Raw genomic sequence first — 17,870 nt, 5'->3', positions numbered from 1 at the left:
CCGGTTCGTCTTCACCTGCGGGATGAACAAGACGATCAGGCGGGCGTCCGTCTTCACACTGCTGCTCGTGTTCGCTCTGTTGATCAGGGCGACCTGGCTGCAGTTCTACGACGGCAAGGCCCTCGCGGAAGACAACGACAACCGGCGGAACGTGATCCAGACGTACTCACAGCCGCTCGGGAACATCATCGTGGCGGGAAAGCCGGTCACCGGCTCGGCCCGCACGAAGGGCGGTGACCTGGCCTACAAGCGGACGTACACCGATGGCCCGCTGTACGCGGCGGTGACCGGCTACGCCTCGCAGGCGTACGCGCCGACGCAGCTGGAGGGCATCTACCAGGACCTGCTCAACGGCACGGACAACCGGCTGAAGAACGTGCTGGACACGGTCACCGGCAAGCGCGCCGGGCCGGGCGACGTGCTCACCACGATCGACCCGGCGGTGCAGAAGGCTGGGTACGAGGCGCTGGGCGGCAAGAAGGGCGGCGCCGTCGCGATCGACCCGAAGACCGGGAAGATCCTGGCGGTGGTGTCGACCCCGTCGTACGACCCCTCGACGCTCACCGACGCCAACACGGCGGGCTCCGCGTGGAAGCGGCTCACCCACGACAAGGACAAGCCGCTCACCAACCGCGCGCTGCGCCAGCCGCTGCCGCCGGGCTCGACGTTCAAGCTGGTCGTGGCGGCGGCCGCGCTGGAGGACGGGCTGTACGACAACGTGAACCAGCACACGGACAGCCCCGACCCGTACACGGCACCGGACACGACGGTGCCCCTGACGAACGAGAACAAGTCCGCCCCCTGCAAGAACGCCTCGATCCGGGTGGCGCTGCAGTACTCCTGCAACAACGTCTTCGGCAAGATGGCCGTCGACCTCGGCCAGGACAAGGTGCGGGCGATGGCCGAGAAGTTCGGCTTCGACGACGACAAGCAGGACGTGCCGGTGCGGGCGTACGCGAGCGTGTACCCGTCCGGGATGGACAAGGCGCAGACCGCGCTGTCCGGCATCGGCCAGTTCGACGTCACCGCCACGCCGCTGCAGATGGCGCTGGTGTCGGCGGCGATCGTCAACGACGGCGAGCTGCTCTCCCCGCACATGGTGTCGCGGATCACCGACGGCAACGGGTCCGTGCTGAAGGACTACGGCGACGACACGGACACCAAGCGGATCGTCAGCTCGCGTACGGCCGCGCAGCTGCGGTCGGCGATGGAGACGGTCGTCAAGGACGGCACGGGCACGAACGCGCTGATCGACGGGGTCACGGTGGGCGGCAAGACGGGCACCGCCCAGCACGGCGAGAACAACAGCAAGACGCCGTACGCCTGGTTCACGTCGTACGGGAAGTCCGGCGGCAAGGAGGTCGCCGTCGCCGTGATGGTCGAGCAGTCGGACGCGGCGCGCTCCGAGGTCAGCGGGAACGGGCTGGCCGCGCCGGTGGCCAGGGCGATGATGAAGGCCGCGCTGAAGGGCTGAGGCCGACCGCCGCCCGGCCGGGAGCCGGCCGGGCGGCGGGACGGCAGTTCTCAGCTGACGAAGTACGTCGGGTTCGGCAGCTTGTAGGTGCGGTCGGCGTGGCCGCCGTCCAGGTCCGAGTACTGGTCGCCGAAGTTGGCGATGATCTCGTAGCCGAGGTCGTGCTCGATGTGCTTGCGGGTGCCGGACTTGAACTGCACGGTGGTGCAGTTCCAGGTGCCCGGGGTGGCGCAGCCGGCGAGGTAGGCCGGCGGGTGGTCCTTGTCCTTGAGGAACATGTGGCCGGCGTCGAGGTTCACGTCGGCGCCGATCTTCTTCAGGTTCTCCACGGCCCCGGCGCGCTGGGCCTCGCTGAGCCCGGAGTTGTAGAAGACCGCGACGCCCTTGGACCGGGCGTAGCGCACCAGCTCGGGGCTGCCGAAGACGGCGGGGCGGTCGGCCCGGTTGACGTAGTCGTTCCAGGTGACCGGGTTGTACGTGTAGTTGTAGCGCTTCTCGTAGTCGAGGCTGAGGAGCAGCGTGTCGTCGATGTCGAAGACGACGGCCGGCTTCTCGCCCCGGTGGTGGGCCTTGCGGGCGGCCTTGTCGATGTAGCGCTCGGCGGCGCGGTCGATGTCCGCCAAGTCCTTGGCGTACGGGCTGTCCGGAGACGCCTGGTAGACACCGTCGCTGTCGGCGTGGGTGCCGTAGTAGGTGTCGATGTCCTTGACCAGGACCCCGATGTTGTAGGGCTCGTGGGTCGAGTTCGCCGTTCTCTGGCCGGCGGTGGCCGCGCCCGCGCCGTAGAGAGCGGTACCGGCGATGGCACATGCGGCGGTGGCCGCCGCGATCCGCAGTGTTTTATGCATGACAGGTTTCTACGCGCGTCACCCGGTTGCGCGCGAGGACCGTTGCGCGATCGATATCAAGCCATGCGCCGGACGGGCCGCCCGTCGCCGTGACGCCGCGCGGCGCCGGGAGTTGACGCAGGGTCGGCCGGGGCGGCTCAGAAGGTCCTGGTGTCGCCCTCGACGGCGGCGTGCGTGGGCCGGCCCGCGGCCTCGGCGGCACGGGCGGCGGCCGCCTCCCGGGTGAGGCCCGGTCCGACGTGGGTGACGAGCAGTTCGCGTACGCGCGCCTCGCGGGCGATGCGGCCGGCGTCCTCGGGCGTCAGATGGACCGGCGGGAACTGTGCGCCGTCGCGCTGCCCGTCGACGTCCGCCTCGCACAGGAACAGATCGGCGCGGGAGGCGAGTTCGCCGAGCGCCGGGCAGGGCCCGCTGTCCCCGGAGTAGGCCAGCACGCTGCCCTGGCACTCGGCGCGCAGCCCGTACGACTCGGTGTCGTGGGCGACGGCCCGCGCGGTGAGCCGGAGGTTCCAGTGCCGCACGTCATGGCCGTCGTACAGGGCACGGAAGTCGAAGACGTCCTTCAGGAACTCCACGTCGGGCCGCCCGAAGAAGCCGGCCAGCCGCCGTCCGCAGTCCTGCGGGGCGTAGACGGGCAGGGGCGCGGCCGGGGTCATGCCGCCGAACGCGAAGGCGTAGGCGGCGGCCAGCAGGTCGGCACAGTGGTCCGCGTGCAGATGGGAGATCCAGATCGCGGTGAGCCGCGCCGGGTCGGTGTGCCGCTGCAACGCGGCGAACGTGCCCGGCCCGGCGTCCACCCACACCTCGGCCCCGCCGCCGCTCAGCAGATAGCCGGAGCAGGGCCGGTCCGGGCCGGGGTGCGGCGAGGCGGTGCCGAGGACGGTCAGGGTGAGCGGCATGCAGGGAGGGTACGACGGCACGCGCTCACCGGTGACGGTTTACGGCCTCAGGGACGCCACTTTGGGTCGCGGCCGCTCAGCCCCACCGCGCGGTCCAGCAGCGGCGCCTCGGCGGGAACCGGCACGACGGGCCCGAAGATGCCGCCGTTCGGGCTGTCGGCGGCGGCGAGGAGGAAGCCGTGGGCCGACTCCAGGGCGGCGGGGTCGGGGGCGTAGTCCTGGCCGGTGGCGCGGGCCAGGTCCCAGCCGTGGATCACGAGTTCGTCGGTGGCGACGGCCCCCGCGACCGCGCCCGGCAGGTCCACGCCGCCCGCGCGGGTGGCGCCGGTCCAGGCGGCCGGGTCCCGCCACGCCTCGGCGAGTTCGTCGAGCGCCTTGGGCAGTTCCGCGCGCCAGTCGGGGCCGATGTCGGGGACTGCGGAGGCCGGGGGCGTGTCGGTCGTCGCACCGAGGTCCTTGCGGGCGGCGTCCCGGAGGGCGACGGACAGCCCGAGCAGATGGCCCAGCAGGTTCCGCAGCGCGTAGTCGGAGCACGGCGTGGCGGCCGTGAGCTGCTCGTCGGTGACGTTCTCGGCGAGCCGGGCCACGATCAGGGCCTGCGGGCCTAGATCGAGAAAGGTGTCGGTCATCCGGTGCTCCTCGGGATCGCGGTAGCTGTAGCGGTAGAGGTACGAAGTGCTGACCGGCCGGCCCACCGGAACTCATCGGTGCCGCGGCCGAGAGTTTCGAGCGGCCCCGGACGCCGGCCGGATCTACGGCGTCTTCCCGATCCCGGGGCACCCCCCTTAGGCCCACGATCGGCGTGCATGACGACTTCCTGGACCGTGGCCCGCGTCGTACGCGACCGGGACGCTGGGCTGTATCTGACCGCCGTGGTGGTGTCCGGCTTCGGCACCTCCGCGCTGTGGCTGGCGTCGGGCGTGTGGGTCAAGGACCTCACCGGATCCGACGGCCTGGCCGCGCTGTGCGCGGCGGCCCTGTGGGCGCCCACCCTGGCCGGACCGGCGCTGGGCACGCTCGCCGACCGGGTCCGCCGCAGAACGCTCCTCGTGGCGGGCGATCTGGGCCTGGCCGGTGCCGTGCTCACCCTGTGCGCGGTGGACTCCCCCGGCCGGCTGTGGCTGCTGTTCGCCGTGCTGGTCGCGTACGGCGCGACCGGTGTCGTCCAGGACGCGGCCGAGTCCGCCCTGCTGTCCGCCGCCGTCGGCCCGGAGCTGCTCGCCGACGTCAACGGGCTGCGCATGACCCTCACGGAGGGCATGAAGCTGGTGGCCCCGCTGACGGGCGCCGGACTGTACGCGGTGTACGGCGGGGCGGGCGTCGCCTGTCTGGACGCGGCCACGTTCGTCGCCGCCGCCGGGCTGTGCGCGCTGCTGGGCGTGCGCGAGGAGCGGCCGGTCCGCTCCGGCGGCGGCTGGTGGGAGGAGACCGCCGAGGGCGCCCGCCGTCTGTGGGGGCACCCGGCGCTGCGCCCGCTGGTGCTGGCGGGCGGCACGACGATGCTGCTGGCCGCGCTGAGCAGTACGACGCTGTACGCCGTCGTGGACCGCCTCGGCCAACCGCCGGCCTTCGTGGGGGTGCTGTACGCCGTCCAGGGCACGGGGTCGGTGGCGGTGGGGCTGGTCTCGGGGCCCGCGCTGCGCCGGCTCGGCCCGGGACGTTTCGCGGCGGCGGGGATCGCGGTGACGGCTCTCGCGGTGGCCGCGCGGGCGGTGGCGTCGACCCCGGTGGCCCTGGTGGCGAGTGCGGCGGGCGGTCTGGGACTGCCCTGTGTGCTGATCGCCGCGCTCACCGCCGTACAGCGGGAGACGCCCGGGCCGCTGCTGGGCCGGGTGACGGCCACCGCCAACACGCTGCTGTTCGCGCCGAACGTGCTCGGGCTGGCCGCCGGGGCCGGTCTCGTCGAGCTGGCCGGGCCCGGACTGCTGTGCCCGGTGTACGGGCTGGTGCTGCTGTCGACGGCTGTTCCGCTCGCTCAGCGCGCCGACAGGGCCGCGCGGACCGCCGCGAGGTCCGTGTCGGAGGCCAACCCCGCGTGATAGAGACGGAGTTCCGTCGCCCCGTGCGCGCCGGCGCGGGCGGCGTCCGCCGCGAGCGTGGCCGGGCTGCCGCCCATGCCGGAGACAATCGTGAAGTTGGCGGCCAGGACGGCGTCCGCGTGTCCCTGGGCGGCGAACGGGGCCAGGAGGTCCGGGCCGCCGGTGCAGGGGACGACCACGCCGTCGGCGACGGAGAGGATGTGGGCGGGGTCGACGCCTGCGTTGGCGCCGCAGTGGTGGGGGACCGGGTCGGCGTGCAGCAGGACCTGGAAGCCGTCCGGGGCGCCGGCGCGGACGGCGGCGACGGCCTCCTCCTGGAGGGTGCGCGCGGTGTGCTCACGCCACGCGCGCGTGGCGGCCGCGGTGTCCTCGCCGAGCCGCTTCGCCACGCCGGTCCAGCCTCCGTCGTCGGCCTCCCCGCGCCACAGGGGCTCCAGCGCGTCCCGCACGGCCGCCGCGAGCGCGTCGGCGTCCAGGCTGTGCGCGCCGTAGCCGGTGCGGCAGGACGGGCAGAAGCACAGGGACATCAGGTACTGCCCGGCGTCCCCGAGGGCCACGCCCGAGGTCTTGTCGTGGGCGTGCAGGTGCGCGAGGCCGTACCAGCCGAGGGACTCCAGTTCGGTGCCGTGCGCTCCGGGGCGTACGGCGGCCTCGGCGGCGAGGTCGACGAGGTACGCGCGCGTGGCGGGCTGGGCGATGCAGGGCGCCCAGGGGTAGCGGTCGCCGTAGGCGTTGACGACCGAGGTGTCGGGGTGCTCGGCGCCCAGGCGGGAGTTGTGCGCGAGCACGACCCAGGTGTGCGCCGGGAGGCCGGCCTCCGCGAGGGCCGCCGCGGCCTCGCCGTAGGCGTCCGCGGGGGCCCAGCGGCCGGCGGGGCAGGGCCGCAGGCCGCGGCCGGACCAGCGGTCGCCGGGCGGGTAGAGGACGGCCGCGTACTCGGCGGTGACCACGCGGTGGCGGGGGTGGCGGGGGGTCAGGGCCCGGGTGGAGTGGTAGGCGGAGGCGAGGGTCACCTGCTCGATGCCGAGGGCGGCGAGCCGCTCGGGGGCCGCGGGATCACCGACCACGTCCCAGGGGTAGACGAACGCCGAGGCCTTCACGGGCACTCCCCTCGCATACTGATGCATTCTTCTGACCGACGTCCACATTCATGAATGTGCGCACGCTACGGGGCCTCCACGCGGCAGGTCAAGCGACCCCGTGGGCCGTGGATGAGCGAAACGCCCTGGTGCGCGCGACACTTGACGCCACCAGGGGCGGCTCCATAGCGTGTGTATGTATGTGAATACTGGCCACAAGGAGAACCGAGGATGCCCGCTCCCCGCACCGTTCTGCTCACCGGCGCCGCCGGAGGCCTCGGCACCCTGATGCGGTCCCTGCTGCCGAAGTACGGCTACACGCTGCGCCTGTTCGACGTGCGCCCCGTCGAGGGCGCGCCGGACGCCGTCACCGCGGACCTCGCCGACCTGGACGCCCTGCGCGCGGCCGTGCGTGGCACAGACGCGATCATCCACCTCGCCGGCATCTCCCTGGAAGCGCCCTTCGAGAAGATCCTCGCGTCGAACATCGAGGGCACCCACCACCTCTACGAGGCCGCCCGGCAGGAGGGCGTGCGGCGGATCGTCTTCGCCTCCTCCAACCACGCCGTCGGCTTCACCCCCGCCCCGCGCGCGGGCGAGCCGCTGATCCCGGTGGACACCCCGCGCCGCCCCGACACCTTCTACGGCCTGTCGAAGTCCTTCGGCGAGGACCTCGCCCAGTTCTACTGGGACAAGCACGGCCTGGAGACGGTCTCCGTGCGCATCGGCTCCTGCTTCCCCGAGCCGACCAGCGTGCGGATGCTGTCGGTGTGGATGAGCCCCGCGGACGGCGCCCGCCTCTTCCACGCGGCCCTGACCGCCGAGGGCGTCGGCCACACCGTGGTCTACGGCTCCTCGGCCAACACCCGCCTGTGGTGGGACCTGACGAGCGCGCGGGCGCTCGGGTACGAGCCCCGGGACGACTCCGAGCCGTACGCCGAGAAGCTGATCGCCGAGCAGGGTGAGCTGGACCCCGCGGACCCGGCCCACAGCCACCTGGGCGGGCACTTCGTGACCGACCCGCCGATCTGGCCGTACTGACACCGGCCGAGCCCCCCCGACCCCGGCGAAGCGGCTCGAAACGATCGCTCACGCGTGCGGGCGGGCACCGAACGGTCCCGCCTGCCGCCGTATCCGGGCATCCGGGCGGCCCGGACGCAACCCCCCGCCCGGAAGCCCCGCAGGTCCGCGCCGGGCACACCGCGCCGCGAACGGGCCCATACGGGCAGTATCGGGCCCGCAACAGGCCTGGTCAGCGCCGCCGCCCCGCTGTAGAACTTCCCCCAGGAGCCCGAACGGGCAGTTCCGCGGGAAGTGGGTGACGATCATGAGGACGAGGACGGCGGAGGAACGCCAGCGCGACATCGTGCGGGCGGCGCGCGCCACCGGCTCCGTCGACGTCACCGCCCTCGCCGCCGAGCTGGGCGTGGCCAAGGAGACCGTACGGCGCGATCTGCGCGCCCTGGAGGACCACGGGCTCATCCGGCGCACCCACGGCGGCGCCTACCCGGTGGAGAGCGCCGGGTTCGAGACCACCCTCGCCGTCCGGGCCACCAGCCACGTGCCCGAGAAGCGCAGGATCGCGGCCGCCGCGGCCGAGCTGCTCGGGGACGCCGAGACGGTCTTCGTCGACGAGGGCTTCACCCCGCAGCTCATCGCCGAGGCCCTGCCGAGGGACCGGGCGCTGACCGTGGTCACGGCCTCCCTGCCGGTCGCGGGCGGCCTCGCCGAGGCCGAGAACGTCCAGGTTCTGCTGCTCGGCGGCCGGGTCCGCTCCGGGACGCTGGCCACCGTCGACCACTGGACGACGAAGATGCTCTCCGGCTTCGTCCTCGACCTCGCCTTCATCGGCGCCAACGGCATCTCCCGCGAGCACGGCCTGACCACCCCGGACCCGGCCGTCAGCGAGGTCAAGACGCAGGCCGTGCGCGCGGCCCGGCGCACCGTCTTCGCGGGCGTGCACACCAAGTTCGGGGCGGTCAGCTTCTGCCGGTTCGCCGAGGTGGGCGCCCTGGAGGCGATCGTGACCAGCACCCTGCTCCCGACGGCCGAGGCCCACCGCTACTCCCTGCTGGGCCCACAGGTCATCCGGGTCTGACCCACCGACTCACCGCCCGCAGGGGCACACCCCCGCCCTCGACTACCCCTTATATCTGCCTATCTCCACCTAACTCCCCTGTCTCCCTCACGTATCCAGGAGCGATCCATGCGCATCCCGAACCGACGGAGGCCGCCGCGAGCCACACTCGCCGCGGCCGCCGCGGGGACGCTGCTCGCCCCGCTGCTCTCCGGCTGCTGGGCCGGCGCGGGCGGGACCGGTTCCGGCGGCGACTCGATCAACGTGCTGATGGTCAACAACCCCCAGATGACCGAGTTGCAGAAGCTCACCGCCGCTCACTTCACCAAAGAGACCGGCATCAAGGTCAACTTCACCGTCCTGCCCGAGAACGACGTCCGCGACAAGATCAGCCAGGACTTCGCCAACCAGGCCGGCCAGTACGACGTGGCCACCCTGTCCAACTACGAGATACCGATCTACGCCCGCAACGGCTGGCTGCACGAGATGAACTCCTACGTCGCCAGGGACCCGTCCTACGACGAGCAGGACGTCCTCAAGCCGATGCGCCAGTCCCTCACCGCGGACGACGGCAAGCTCTACGGCCAGCCCTTCTACGGCGAGTCGTCGTTCCTGATGTACCGCAAGGACGTGTTCGCGGCGAAGGGCCTGACCATGCCCGCACACCCGACCTGGCAGCAGGTCGCCGACCTCGCCGCGAAGGCGGACGGCGCCCGGCCGGGCATGAAGGGCATCTGCCTGCGCGGACTGCCCGGCTGGGGCGAGCTGGTGGCACCGCTCACCACCGTGGTCAACACCTTCGGCGGCACCTGGTTCGACACGAAGTGGCACGCCCACCTGAACTCCCCCGAGTTCGTGAAGGCGACGAAGTTCTATGTCGACCTGGTACGGCAGCACGGCGAGTCCGGCGCCGCCCAGTCCGGCTTCGCCGAGTGCCTGAACGACATGACCCAGGGCAAGGTCGCCATGTGGTACGACGCCACCAGCGCGGCCGGCCTGCTGGAGGCCGCCGGCTCACCGGTCGAGGGCAAGCTCGGTTACGCCCCCGCGCCCGTGGAGAAGACGACGTCCTCCGGCTGGCTCTACACCTGGGCCTGGGGCATCCAGAAGGCCTCCCACAACCCCGACAAGGCCTGGAAGTTCGTCTCCTGGGCGTCCGGCAAGGGGTACGAGCAACTGGTCGGCCGGACCAGCGGCTGGCCGGACGTCCCCGCCGGCAAGCGCGCCTCCACCTACGGCAACGCCGACTACCGCAAGTCGGCCGCCGCGTTCCAGGAGACGACCAAGGAGGCCATCGAGAACGCCCGCCCGAACGACCCCGGCGTACAGCCGCGCCCCGCGCCCGGCATCCAGTTCGTCGGCATCCCCGAGTTCACCGACCTCGGCACCAAGGTCTCCCAGGAGATCAGCTCGGCCATCGCCGGACGCCAGTCCGTCGAATCGGCCCTCGACAAGTCGCAGGCACTCGCCGAGAAGATCTCCAAGGAGTACGAGGGACGATGACAGCGACGACCACGGCCCCCGTGGCCGCGACCCCCGTGAGAACACCGAAGCAGCCCTCGGCCCGGCTGCGCGCCTGGGCCACCCGGGCCCCGCTCCTGCCCGCACTGGTCTTCATGATCGTGGTGACCCAGCTGCCCTTCGTGGCCACGCTGGTGATCTCCTTGTTCGACTGGAACGCCCTCTACCCCAAGGCCCGCCGCTTCACCGGCCTCGACAACTACCGGCAGGTGCTCACCGACGCCTACCTGCGCCACTCGGTGTGGACGACCGTGCTGCTCACCGTCGGCGTGGTGCTGGCCAGCCTGGTCCTGGGCCTGGCACTGGCGCTGCTGCTGGACCGGCGGTTCCGCGGCCGGGGCATCGTGCGCACCCTGCTCATCGCGCCCTTCCTCGTGGTCCCCGTGGCCGCCGCCCTGCTCTGGAAGCACGTGCTCTACAACCCCGAATACGGCCTGTTCAACGGGCTGTTGCACTATGTGGGCGGCCCCCAGCCGGACTGGATCTCGAACACCCCGCTGCTCGCCGTCGAGGCGTCCCTGGTGTGGCAGTGGACGCCCTTCATGATGCTGATCCTGCTGGCCGGGCTGCAGAGCCGCGACCAGCAGCAGATCGAGGCCGCCCGGGTCGACGGCGCGAACGACTGGCAGATCTTCCGCCACCTGACCCTGCCCCATCTGCGCCGCTACCTCGAACTCGGCGCCCTGCTGGGCTCGATCTACATCGTGCAGAACTTCGACGCGGTCTTCACGATCACGTCCGGCGGCCTGGGCACGGCGAACCTGCCCTACACCGTCTACCAGAGCTTCTACCAGGCCCACGAGAACGGCCTCGCCTCGGCCGCCGGGGTCCTGGTGGTCATCGGCTCGATCGTCATCGCGACCTTCGCCCTGCGCGTGGTGTCGTCCCTGTTCCGCGAGGAGGTGTCCCGCGCATGAGCACCGCATCGCCCCGGCGCAGAGCGCGCGGCGGACTCGGTCTGGGCCTGGTGGCCTGGCTGGCCGGCATCCTGTTCTTCCTGCCCATCGCCTGGATGGCGCTGACGTCCTTCCACTCGGAGAGCGACGCGGCGACCAACCCGCCGTCCTTCACGGCCTCCCTCACCCTGGACGGCTACCGCGAGTTCTTCGGCACCGGCGGCGGGGCGAGCCCCTGGCCCGCGCTGATCAACTCGGCGGTCGCCTCGGTGGCGTCGACGGCCCTCGTCCTGCTGCTGGCCTTCCCGGCGGCCTACGCGCTGTCGATCCGCCCGGTCCGCAAGTGGACCAACGTGCTGTTCTTCTTCCTGTCCACCAAGATGCTCCCCGCCGTGGCGGGCCTGCTGCCCATCTACCTGTTCGCCAAGAACGCCGGGATGCTCGACGACATCTGGCTGCTGGTCATCCTCTACACCTCCATGAACCTGCCGATCGCGGTGTGGATGATGCAGTCCTTCCTCGCCGAGGTGCCGGTCGCCGTCATCGAGGCGGCGACGGTGGACGGCGCCCGGCTGCCGACCGTCCTCGCGCGCGTGGTCGCGCCGATCGCCCTGCCCGGCATCGCGGCCACCGCCCTGATCTGCTTCATCTTCAGCTGGAACGAACTGCTGTTCGCGCGCGTGCTGACCGGCGTGGTGGCCGAGACGGCCCCCGTCTTCCTGACCGGCTTCATCACCAGCCAGGGCCTGTTCCTGGCCAAGGTGTGCGCCGCGTCGCTCGTCATCTCCCTGCCGGTGCTCGCCGCGGGGTTCGCCGCCCAGGACAAGCTGGTCCAGGGCCTGTCGTTGGGAGCCGTGAAATGAAGGCCGCCGTCATCGAGTCCGTGGGCCGCGCCGTCGTCACCGAGGTCCCGGACCCGACGCCCGGGCCCCGCGAGGTCGTCGTCGAGGTGGCCGCCTGCGGTCTGTGCGGCACCGATCTGCACATCCTCCAGGGCGAGTTCGCGCCCAAGCTGCCGATCGTCCCCGGGCACGAGTTCGCGGGCACGGTCGTCGGCGTCGGCTCCCAGGTCACCGAACTCGCGGCCGGCGACCGGGTGGCCGTCGACCCGTCCCTGTACTGCTACGAGTGCCGGCACTGCCGTACCGGGCACAACAACCTGTGCGAGCGCTGGGCTGCCATCGGCGTCACCACGGCCGGCGGCGCGGCCCGGTACGCGGTCGCCCCCGTCGCCAACTGCGTACGGCTCCCCGAGCACGTCCGCACCGAGGACGCGGCCCTCGTCGAGCCGCTGTCCTGCGCGGTCCGCGGCTACGACGTGCTGCAGTCCCGGCTCGGCGCCCACGTGCTGATCTACGGCTCCGGGACCATGGGCCTGATGATGCTGGAGCTGGCCAAGCGCACCGGCGCGGCGAGCGTGGAGATGGTGGACGTCAACCCGGCCCGCCTGGAGACGGCCCGCAGGCTCGGCGTCTCCGGAGCCGCCACCGCCGCGGACGAACTGGACCGGCCGCAGGGCTGGGACGTCGTCGTCGACGCGACGGGCAACGCGGCGGCGATCCAGGACGGCCTGGACCGGGTCGCCAAGGCCGGCACGTTCCTCCAGTTCGGTGTCGCCGACTACGCGACCCGGGTGACGATCGACCCGTACCGCATCTACAACCAGGAGATCACCATCACCGGCTCCATGGCCGTCCTGCACAGCTTCGAGCGGGCGGCGGAACTGTTCGCGAACGGGGTGCTGGACCCGGAGGTGTTCATCAGCGACCGGATCCCGCTGGAGCGCTACCCACAGGCGCTGGAGCAGTTCGCGGCGGGCGTCGGCCGCAAGATCGTGGTGGTGCCCTGAGCCGATCGGGGGACGGTTCGCGGGCGGTCCGGCGGTAAGGGAACGGCAAAGTGATGTCGTTCGTTCACCCGGCATGACAGCTATGACCCCTGGCTCGAACATCCCTCTGTCGGCCGCCCGCGTGACGGTGGACGTCGCCGCGCCGGTGCGGCTCGACGTGTCGAGCCTGCTGCTCACCGCCGACGGCAAGGTGCGCTCCGACGACGACTTCATCTTCTACAACCAGCCGACCGGGCCGGGCGTGACGTACCGGTCCGGCGGCGGTGCCGGGCCCGACGCGATCACGGTGGACACCGCGGCCGTGCCGCCGGACATCGAGAAGATCGTCGTCACCGCGAGCCCCGACGCGCAGGGCCAGACCTTCCAGGGCATCGAGCCGACGGCGACGATCCGGGACGCGGCCGACGGCTCGGTCCTGGGCCTGTTCACCCCGCCGCAGCTCGGTACCGAGACGGCGCTGGTGATCGTGGAGATCTACCGCAGGAACGGCCAGTGGAAGGCCCGGGCGGTCGGCCAGGGGTACGCCAACGGGCTGGCCGGCATCGCGACCGACTTCGGCGTGACGGTGGAGGAACCGGCCGCGGCGCCCCAGCCGGTGGTCGCACCGCAGCCGGTGGCTCCGCCGGTCCCGGCCGCCCCGCCGGCTCCGCCCGCTCCGGGCGCAGGGAAGATCAACCTGGACAAGGGGCGGGTCAGCCTCCAGAAGAAGCAGACCGTGTCGCTGGTCAAGGGCGGACAGCCGCTGCTCAGCCAGGTCCAGATGGGCCTCGGCTGGGAGCCCGCCTTCCACGGCAAGGACATCGACCTCGACGCCTCGGTCATCGCCTACGGCCCGCAGCGCAACGCCATCGACAGCTGCTACTTCGGCAAGCTGACGATCCTGGGCGGCGCCGTCAAGCACTCCGGCGACAACCTCACCGGCCAGGGCGGGGGCGACGACGAGGTCATCACGGTCGACCTGGGCCGTCTCCCCCAGGAGGTCACCGGCCTGGTCTTCACGGTGAACTCCTTCTCCGGCCAGAAGTTCACGGAGGTCGCCAAGGCGTACTGCCGCCTCCTCGACGCCGCCACCGGTGAGGAACTGGTCCGCTTCGACCTCACCAACGCCGAGGCCCAGACAGGCGTCCTGATGGCCAAGCTGGTCCGCCAGTTCTCCGGCGAGTGGGACATGACGGCCCTGGGCGACTTCGTCAAGGCCCGCACCGTCCGCAACATGGTGGACCCGGGCGCGCGAGCGCTGTAGGCGGCCGCCGGTTCGGCTGAGGGCACGTTGGCGTGCGGGCTCGTTCGCGTGCGGGCTCGTTCGCGTGCGGGCGCGTTGTGGCTGGTCGCGCCCGCGCGGCGGAGCCGCATGTCGACACAGCCCCGCGCCCCTTCGGGGCGCTTCTACCGCGGGCAGGCGTGCCGCAGGGCGGCACGGGTGGGCGCGGCGGCACCCTGCTGGCGCAGGTGAGCGTGGCCCACCCCCGGCCGGCCGCGGTGCCGGGGGCCGGGGACGTGCCGGTCGCTCACGCCACCCACGGCCAGTCCGCGTTCCTCGCCGCCTCCAGGAGCGGCACCATGCGGAACGCCGCGTCCGAGAGGCCGCCGAAGGTGTGCCGGTTGTCGGCGCCCGAGGGGCCGTGCCCCGCGCGGTAACCCTCCAAATTCCAGGTGTAGACCGGAACATGGGCCGGGACCTGCGCGGTCGGGTCCCCGTGCCGGTTCGGCGCGTACTGCTCGTCGGTGACGATCAGCACCCGGTCGTGCCGCGCGTAGTGCCGCCGCACCGCCTCGGTGGTGTCGGTACCACCGAGGTTCCCGAAGCGCTCCAGGATCTTCAGCACCGACTCGCCCGCCCGGTACTCCACCGCCCGGCTGGTCGAGCCGTACTCGACGAGGTCGGCGTCCGACGCGCGCAGCGCGAGGGCCGTGCCGAAGATCGCCGCGGCGTCGGCCCGGGTCAGCTGCGAGCGCTCCGACACCGGCGACCAGAACATCGAGCCCGACCGGTCGACCAGCACCAGCGTCCGGCCCGGCAGCGCGGGCACGTTGGCCAGCGAGTGACCGAGCGCCCGCTCCAGCGGATAGGACCAGCGCAGCGACGGCGCGTGCCGGTAGGCGGCCAGGTAGCGGAAGGGGAACTGCCGCGAGCGCGCCACCTGCGCCGGGTCGCTGATCCTCGCCGCGACCTGTGCGGCGACCTCGTCCGAGACGCCCGCCTCGTCGAAGTTCCGCAGATTGCGGACGAGGGCCATCGGGCCCATGGACGGGATGACGGCCTCCCAGGCCGCCTTGTCCATCGGCCCCTGCAGCCAGCCGGCCAGCGCCTCCCAGGTGATCCCGGCCGCCGCCAGCCGCTCGGCACCGCCCGGGGCGGTGACGACCGCCCGCCGCTCCTCGACGGGCAGGGCCATCAGCTCACGGTGCGCGGTGAGCACCGGCAGCGACGCCGGGGGCACGGCGGTGTCCGGGTTGTGGCGCCGGTCGAGCGCGTACCGGAACAGCTCGCCCTGCCACGGCTTGTCCGGGTCGTCAGCCGCGTGCACCAGGTTGAGGATGTCGCCGAAGCGGTAGCCCTTGGACGCGGTGTCGTACTTCAGCAGAGACTTGGCGTGGTACAGCCGCCGTACGGCGTCGGCGATCCCCCGCTTGACGGGCTTGGGCACGGCACGGCCGTACGTCGCCGTCCAGTAGGCGAGCAACTCGCCGGGCTCGTCCGGGCGCTGGAGCACGGAGGCCACGACCTGCCGGTTGGACGGCCCGTCGGTGGCGCCGGCGGCCAGCCGCGCGTGCACGTACTCGGCGGCGCCGACGAGCGAGGCGGTGCGCATGTTGCCCTCGCCGCGCAGCCAGGCCAGTAGTCCGGCCGTCCAGGACGGGTCGCTCACGGCGAGGCCGCGGACCAGGCGGGTGAACCGGTCGTCGCGGTCGGCGCCGCTCTCGTAGAAGGTGTTCCGCCCGACGAGATTGGACACGGCGAGCAGGAAGAGCTCGGAGCGCGCGTCGCGCTCCCGGCCCCGGCCGCCCGCGTGAGTCCGCAGGACGCGGCCCGTCGAAGTGACTGCGGAAATGGGCTGCGCCTTGGCAGCCCGCGTGTTGAATCGCGCCATGATGAATTCCCCCGAATTCGCTTGCTTTTCGGAGGGAGGCGCGGCAAATGGAAGGTGCCCGAGATCCGGGGTCGGCGGCGGACTTAGCCAGATGCTCTACCCATTGAGCTACACCGGCCCAAAGCCGGTGACGGGACTTGAACCCGCAACCGTCCGATCCGATGAAGTAACCGCTGCCTGCGCACCGGGCACCCACCATGTGCCGCGCCTCCCGAGATCGATTCGGCCGCGGCTGGTGTGTCGTTCCGTGAAAGGGAAGTAGCCGCTTCCGGCGCACCGGGAGGTGCGTGAAGTCTTCGGTGTCCAGAGATCGAGGGCGGCGGAACCGACGTTTGGTGCTCTGCCTCTGAGCTACACCGGCCCGTTGAGCCGGTGGCGGGACTCGAACCCGCGGCCTCCCCATTAAGAGTGGAAGTAGGTCCTGCCTTCGCACCTGGACGTGGATCACTCTAAAGGGCGGGCCGCGGGCCGAGCGAACGAATTAACGGCGTGCTTTTCCCCGTTCTCGCTCAACCCCCGTGCTGGGAGCGTGCCTTGAAGGCCGCCTTCCGTGCTTCCTTCGCCACCTTCTTGTCGGGGTGCAGCCGCCCCATCGCCTCCAGGACGTCGGCGGTCGCCGGATGGTCAACGCGCCAGGCGACCGCGAAGAACCCGCTGTGCTGTCCGGCCAGCCCCTCGACGAGCAGTTGCAGCTCCTCGGAGTTGCCCTCGGCGGCCAGCTGGGCGGCGATCGTGTCGATGGTCAGCCAGAAGACGAGCTGCTCCGACGGCGCGGGCACGTCCGGGGCGCCGCGTTCGCTGAGCCACACCCGGGCGAGGCCGCCCAGTTCGGGGTCGTCGAGGACGTCCCGCAGGGCCGGTTCGGCCTCCGCGCCGACCAGGGACAGTGCCTGCTGGCAGCGGAGCCTGCGCAGCGGCGCGCCGGTGTCCGCGCCCCGGGCCGCGGCCAGCAACTCGGCTGCGGCGGCGAGGGGTTCGCGGCGGGTCAGCCACTGCTCGGTCTCGGCCTGGGCGGCGGACTGGCCGAACTGGGCGGTGCCGGAGAGCAGCGCGTCGGCGCCCTTCTCGGCGAGTTCGCCGACCGCGGGCGCCTCGACGCCTGCCTCCAGCAGCCGCGCCCGGAGCCCGTACAGGCCGAGCGGGGTCAGCCGGACCATGCCGTAGCGGGCGACGTCGGTGTCGTCGACCGGTGCGGCGGGCTCCTCGTCGGCGTCGGCCATCAGGGCCTCGTCGACCGGCTGGTACTCCACCAGTCCGGCCGGCTCCAGCATCCGGAACTGGTCGTCGAGCCGCATCATCGCGTCGGAGACCTGCTCCAGGACGTCGTTGGTGGGCTCGCCCATGTCGCTGGGCACGATCATGGAGGCGGCGAGGGCGGGCAGCGGCACCGGGCTCTCGCCGGGACCGTCCTCACTGACCGTCAGCAGGTAGAGGTTGCCGAGGACGCCGTCGAGGAACTCGGCCTCGGCCTCGGGGTCCCAGTCGAGTGACGAGAAATCGACCTCGCCGCCCTCCTCCAGGGCCTCGGCGAGCCCGTCCAGGTCGGGCACGGTCGCGTCGGCGACGACCGTCTCCAGTCCGGCGAGCCACACCGCGAGGACGTCGTGCGGGGAACCGCCGGTGAGCCGCGCCAGTTCCGGCCCGGCGGCGACGGTGCCGGTCTCCTCGTCGGCGATCTCGACCAGCCCGGCGTCCAGGGCGACCCGCCACGCCTCGCTCGCGTAGGCGGCCGCGTCGTCGCCGGTGAGCCCCAGCTCCTCGGCGGCGGCCGGAAGCTGCTCCTCCACCAGCCCGCCACCGGCGTCCACCCGCGTCCCGGGGCCCGCCCAGCGGGCGAGCCGGGCGGCGCGGGAGAGCAACGGGGTGGACAGGGCGGCGCGCGCCAGCTCCGCTTCGGGGTGCAGCCGTACGGGCGGCAGGGGGGAGCTGTCTGACATCGGCTGGTTCTCCTCGGGACTCGGACGCACGACGCGGCCGTACGACTCAACCCCTCAGCCTAGACGGATTTCCACCCATGCCGCCCGGTTCATCTCCTCGTCAGCTCCCGTACATGGCCGAAACCTTGACAACTGCGGGGCCCAAGCAGGAGATTGACG

The 17,870-nt window shown here is 72.2% G+C and carries 15 protein-coding genes and 1 tRNA gene; 9 read left to right on the top strand and 7 right to left on the bottom strand.

What is annotated here, in order from left to right; translation table 11 throughout:
- The first annotated feature begins 22 nt into the window (after positions 1-22).
- Positions 23-1,474: a penicillin-binding transpeptidase domain-containing protein gene (locus ABZ854_RS10145; RefSeq protein ID WP_361207129.1), complete on the top strand. Its 1,452-nt coding sequence runs from the start codon at positions 23-25 to the stop codon at positions 1,472-1,474.
- A gap of 50 nt (positions 1,475-1,524) precedes the next feature.
- On the opposite strand, the gene ABZ854_RS10140 is transcribed toward ABZ854_RS10145, so the two are convergent.
- The 3 genes from ABZ854_RS10140 to ABZ854_RS10130 all read right to left on the bottom strand — a co-directional run bounded on the left by ABZ854_RS10140 (position 1,525) and on the right by ABZ854_RS10130 (position 3,850).
- Positions 1,525-2,322, bottom strand: a complete 798-nt coding sequence (locus ABZ854_RS10140; protein WP_361207126.1) for an HAD family acid phosphatase — start codon at positions 2,320-2,322, stop codon at positions 1,525-1,527.
- A gap of 137 nt (positions 2,323-2,459) precedes the next feature.
- Complete coding sequence (locus ABZ854_RS10135; RefSeq protein WP_361207123.1) at positions 2,460-3,221, bottom strand: MBL fold metallo-hydrolase; 762 nt, start codon at positions 3,219-3,221, stop codon at positions 2,460-2,462.
- Positions 3,222-3,268: 47 nt separating this feature from the next.
- The gene (locus ABZ854_RS10130) at positions 3,269-3,850 is read right to left on the bottom strand and encodes a TIGR03086 family metal-binding protein (RefSeq protein ID WP_361207120.1); all 582 of its coding nucleotides are present in this window, start codon (positions 3,848-3,850) and stop codon (positions 3,269-3,271) included.
- A 177-nt stretch (positions 3,851-4,027) separates the two neighbouring features.
- Here ABZ854_RS10130 and ABZ854_RS10125 point away from each other — a divergent pair, with 177 nt between their 5' ends.
- Positions 4,028-5,260 (top strand): MFS transporter, encoded by a 1,233-nt coding sequence (locus tag ABZ854_RS10125; RefSeq protein WP_361207117.1) that lies wholly within the window; start codon positions 4,028-4,030, stop codon positions 5,258-5,260.
- On the opposite strand, the gene ABZ854_RS10120 is transcribed toward ABZ854_RS10125, so the two are convergent.
- Positions 5,197-6,360, bottom strand: coding sequence for a hypothetical protein (locus ABZ854_RS10120; RefSeq protein WP_361207114.1), 1,164 nt, complete (start codon positions 6,358-6,360; stop codon positions 5,197-5,199). The genes ABZ854_RS10125 and ABZ854_RS10120 overlap by 64 nt on opposite strands.
- 210 nt (positions 6,361-6,570) lie before the next feature.
- On the opposite strand from ABZ854_RS10120, the gene ABZ854_RS10115 reads away from it, so the two are divergent.
- The 7 genes from ABZ854_RS10115 (at position 6,571) to ABZ854_RS10085 (ending at position 13,925) form a co-directional block, all read left to right on the top strand.
- A complete protein-coding gene (locus tag ABZ854_RS10115; RefSeq protein ID WP_361207111.1) occupies positions 6,571-7,380 on the top strand; it encodes an NAD(P)-dependent oxidoreductase in 810 nt (269 codons plus the stop codon).
- 286 nt (positions 7,381-7,666) lie between these two features.
- Complete coding sequence (locus tag ABZ854_RS10110; protein ID WP_361207108.1) at positions 7,667-8,437, top strand: DeoR/GlpR family DNA-binding transcription regulator; 771 nt, start codon at positions 7,667-7,669, stop codon at positions 8,435-8,437.
- Positions 8,438-8,545: 108 nt separating this feature from the next.
- Positions 8,546-9,919 (top strand): sugar ABC transporter substrate-binding protein, encoded by a 1,374-nt coding sequence (locus ABZ854_RS10105; RefSeq protein ID WP_361207105.1) that lies wholly within the window; start codon positions 8,546-8,548, stop codon positions 9,917-9,919.
- A complete protein-coding gene (locus ABZ854_RS10100) occupies positions 9,916-10,854 on the top strand; it encodes a sugar ABC transporter permease (protein ID WP_361207102.1) in 939 nt (312 codons plus the stop codon). The genes ABZ854_RS10105 and ABZ854_RS10100 overlap by 4 nt, the downstream gene beginning before the upstream one ends.
- Positions 10,851-11,696 (top strand): carbohydrate ABC transporter permease, encoded by an 846-nt coding sequence (locus ABZ854_RS10095; RefSeq protein ID WP_361207099.1) that lies wholly within the window; start codon positions 10,851-10,853, stop codon positions 11,694-11,696. The genes ABZ854_RS10100 and ABZ854_RS10095 overlap by 4 nt, the downstream gene beginning before the upstream one ends.
- Entirely contained in the window at positions 11,693-12,682 is a 990-nt protein-coding gene (locus ABZ854_RS10090) for a zinc-dependent alcohol dehydrogenase family protein (protein WP_361207097.1), read from the top strand. Before ABZ854_RS10095 ends, ABZ854_RS10090 begins: the two co-directional genes overlap by 4 nt.
- Positions 12,683-12,764: 82 nt before the next feature.
- Positions 12,765-13,925 (top strand): TerD family protein, encoded by a 1,161-nt coding sequence (locus ABZ854_RS10085; RefSeq protein ID WP_361207390.1) that lies wholly within the window; start codon positions 12,765-12,767, stop codon positions 13,923-13,925.
- Positions 13,926-14,190: 265 nt separating this feature from the next.
- Here the strand turns inward: ABZ854_RS10085 and ABZ854_RS10080 are convergent, their stop codons facing one another.
- The 3 genes from ABZ854_RS10080 to ABZ854_RS10070 all read right to left on the bottom strand — a co-directional run bounded on the left by ABZ854_RS10080 (position 14,191) and on the right by ABZ854_RS10070 (position 17,711).
- Positions 14,191-15,774: a TROVE domain-containing protein gene (locus tag ABZ854_RS10080; protein ID WP_361207094.1), complete on the bottom strand. Its 1,584-nt coding sequence runs from the start codon at positions 15,772-15,774 to the stop codon at positions 14,191-14,193.
- Positions 15,775-16,144: 370 nt separating this feature from the next.
- Positions 16,145-16,214: transfer RNA gene (locus ABZ854_RS10075), tRNA-Lys, on the bottom strand.
- A gap of 69 nt (positions 16,215-16,283) precedes the next feature.
- Positions 16,284-17,711 (bottom strand): hypothetical protein, encoded by a 1,428-nt coding sequence (locus ABZ854_RS10070; RefSeq protein ID WP_361207091.1) that lies wholly within the window; start codon positions 17,709-17,711, stop codon positions 16,284-16,286.
- Between the last annotated feature and the right edge of the window lie 159 nt (positions 17,712-17,870).

Source organism: Streptomyces sp. NPDC047028 (assembly GCF_040644095.1).
Classification (GTDB): Bacteria; Actinomycetota; Actinomycetes; order Streptomycetales; family Streptomycetaceae; genus Streptomyces.
This window is presented reverse-complemented; position numbering and strand designations above follow the sequence as displayed.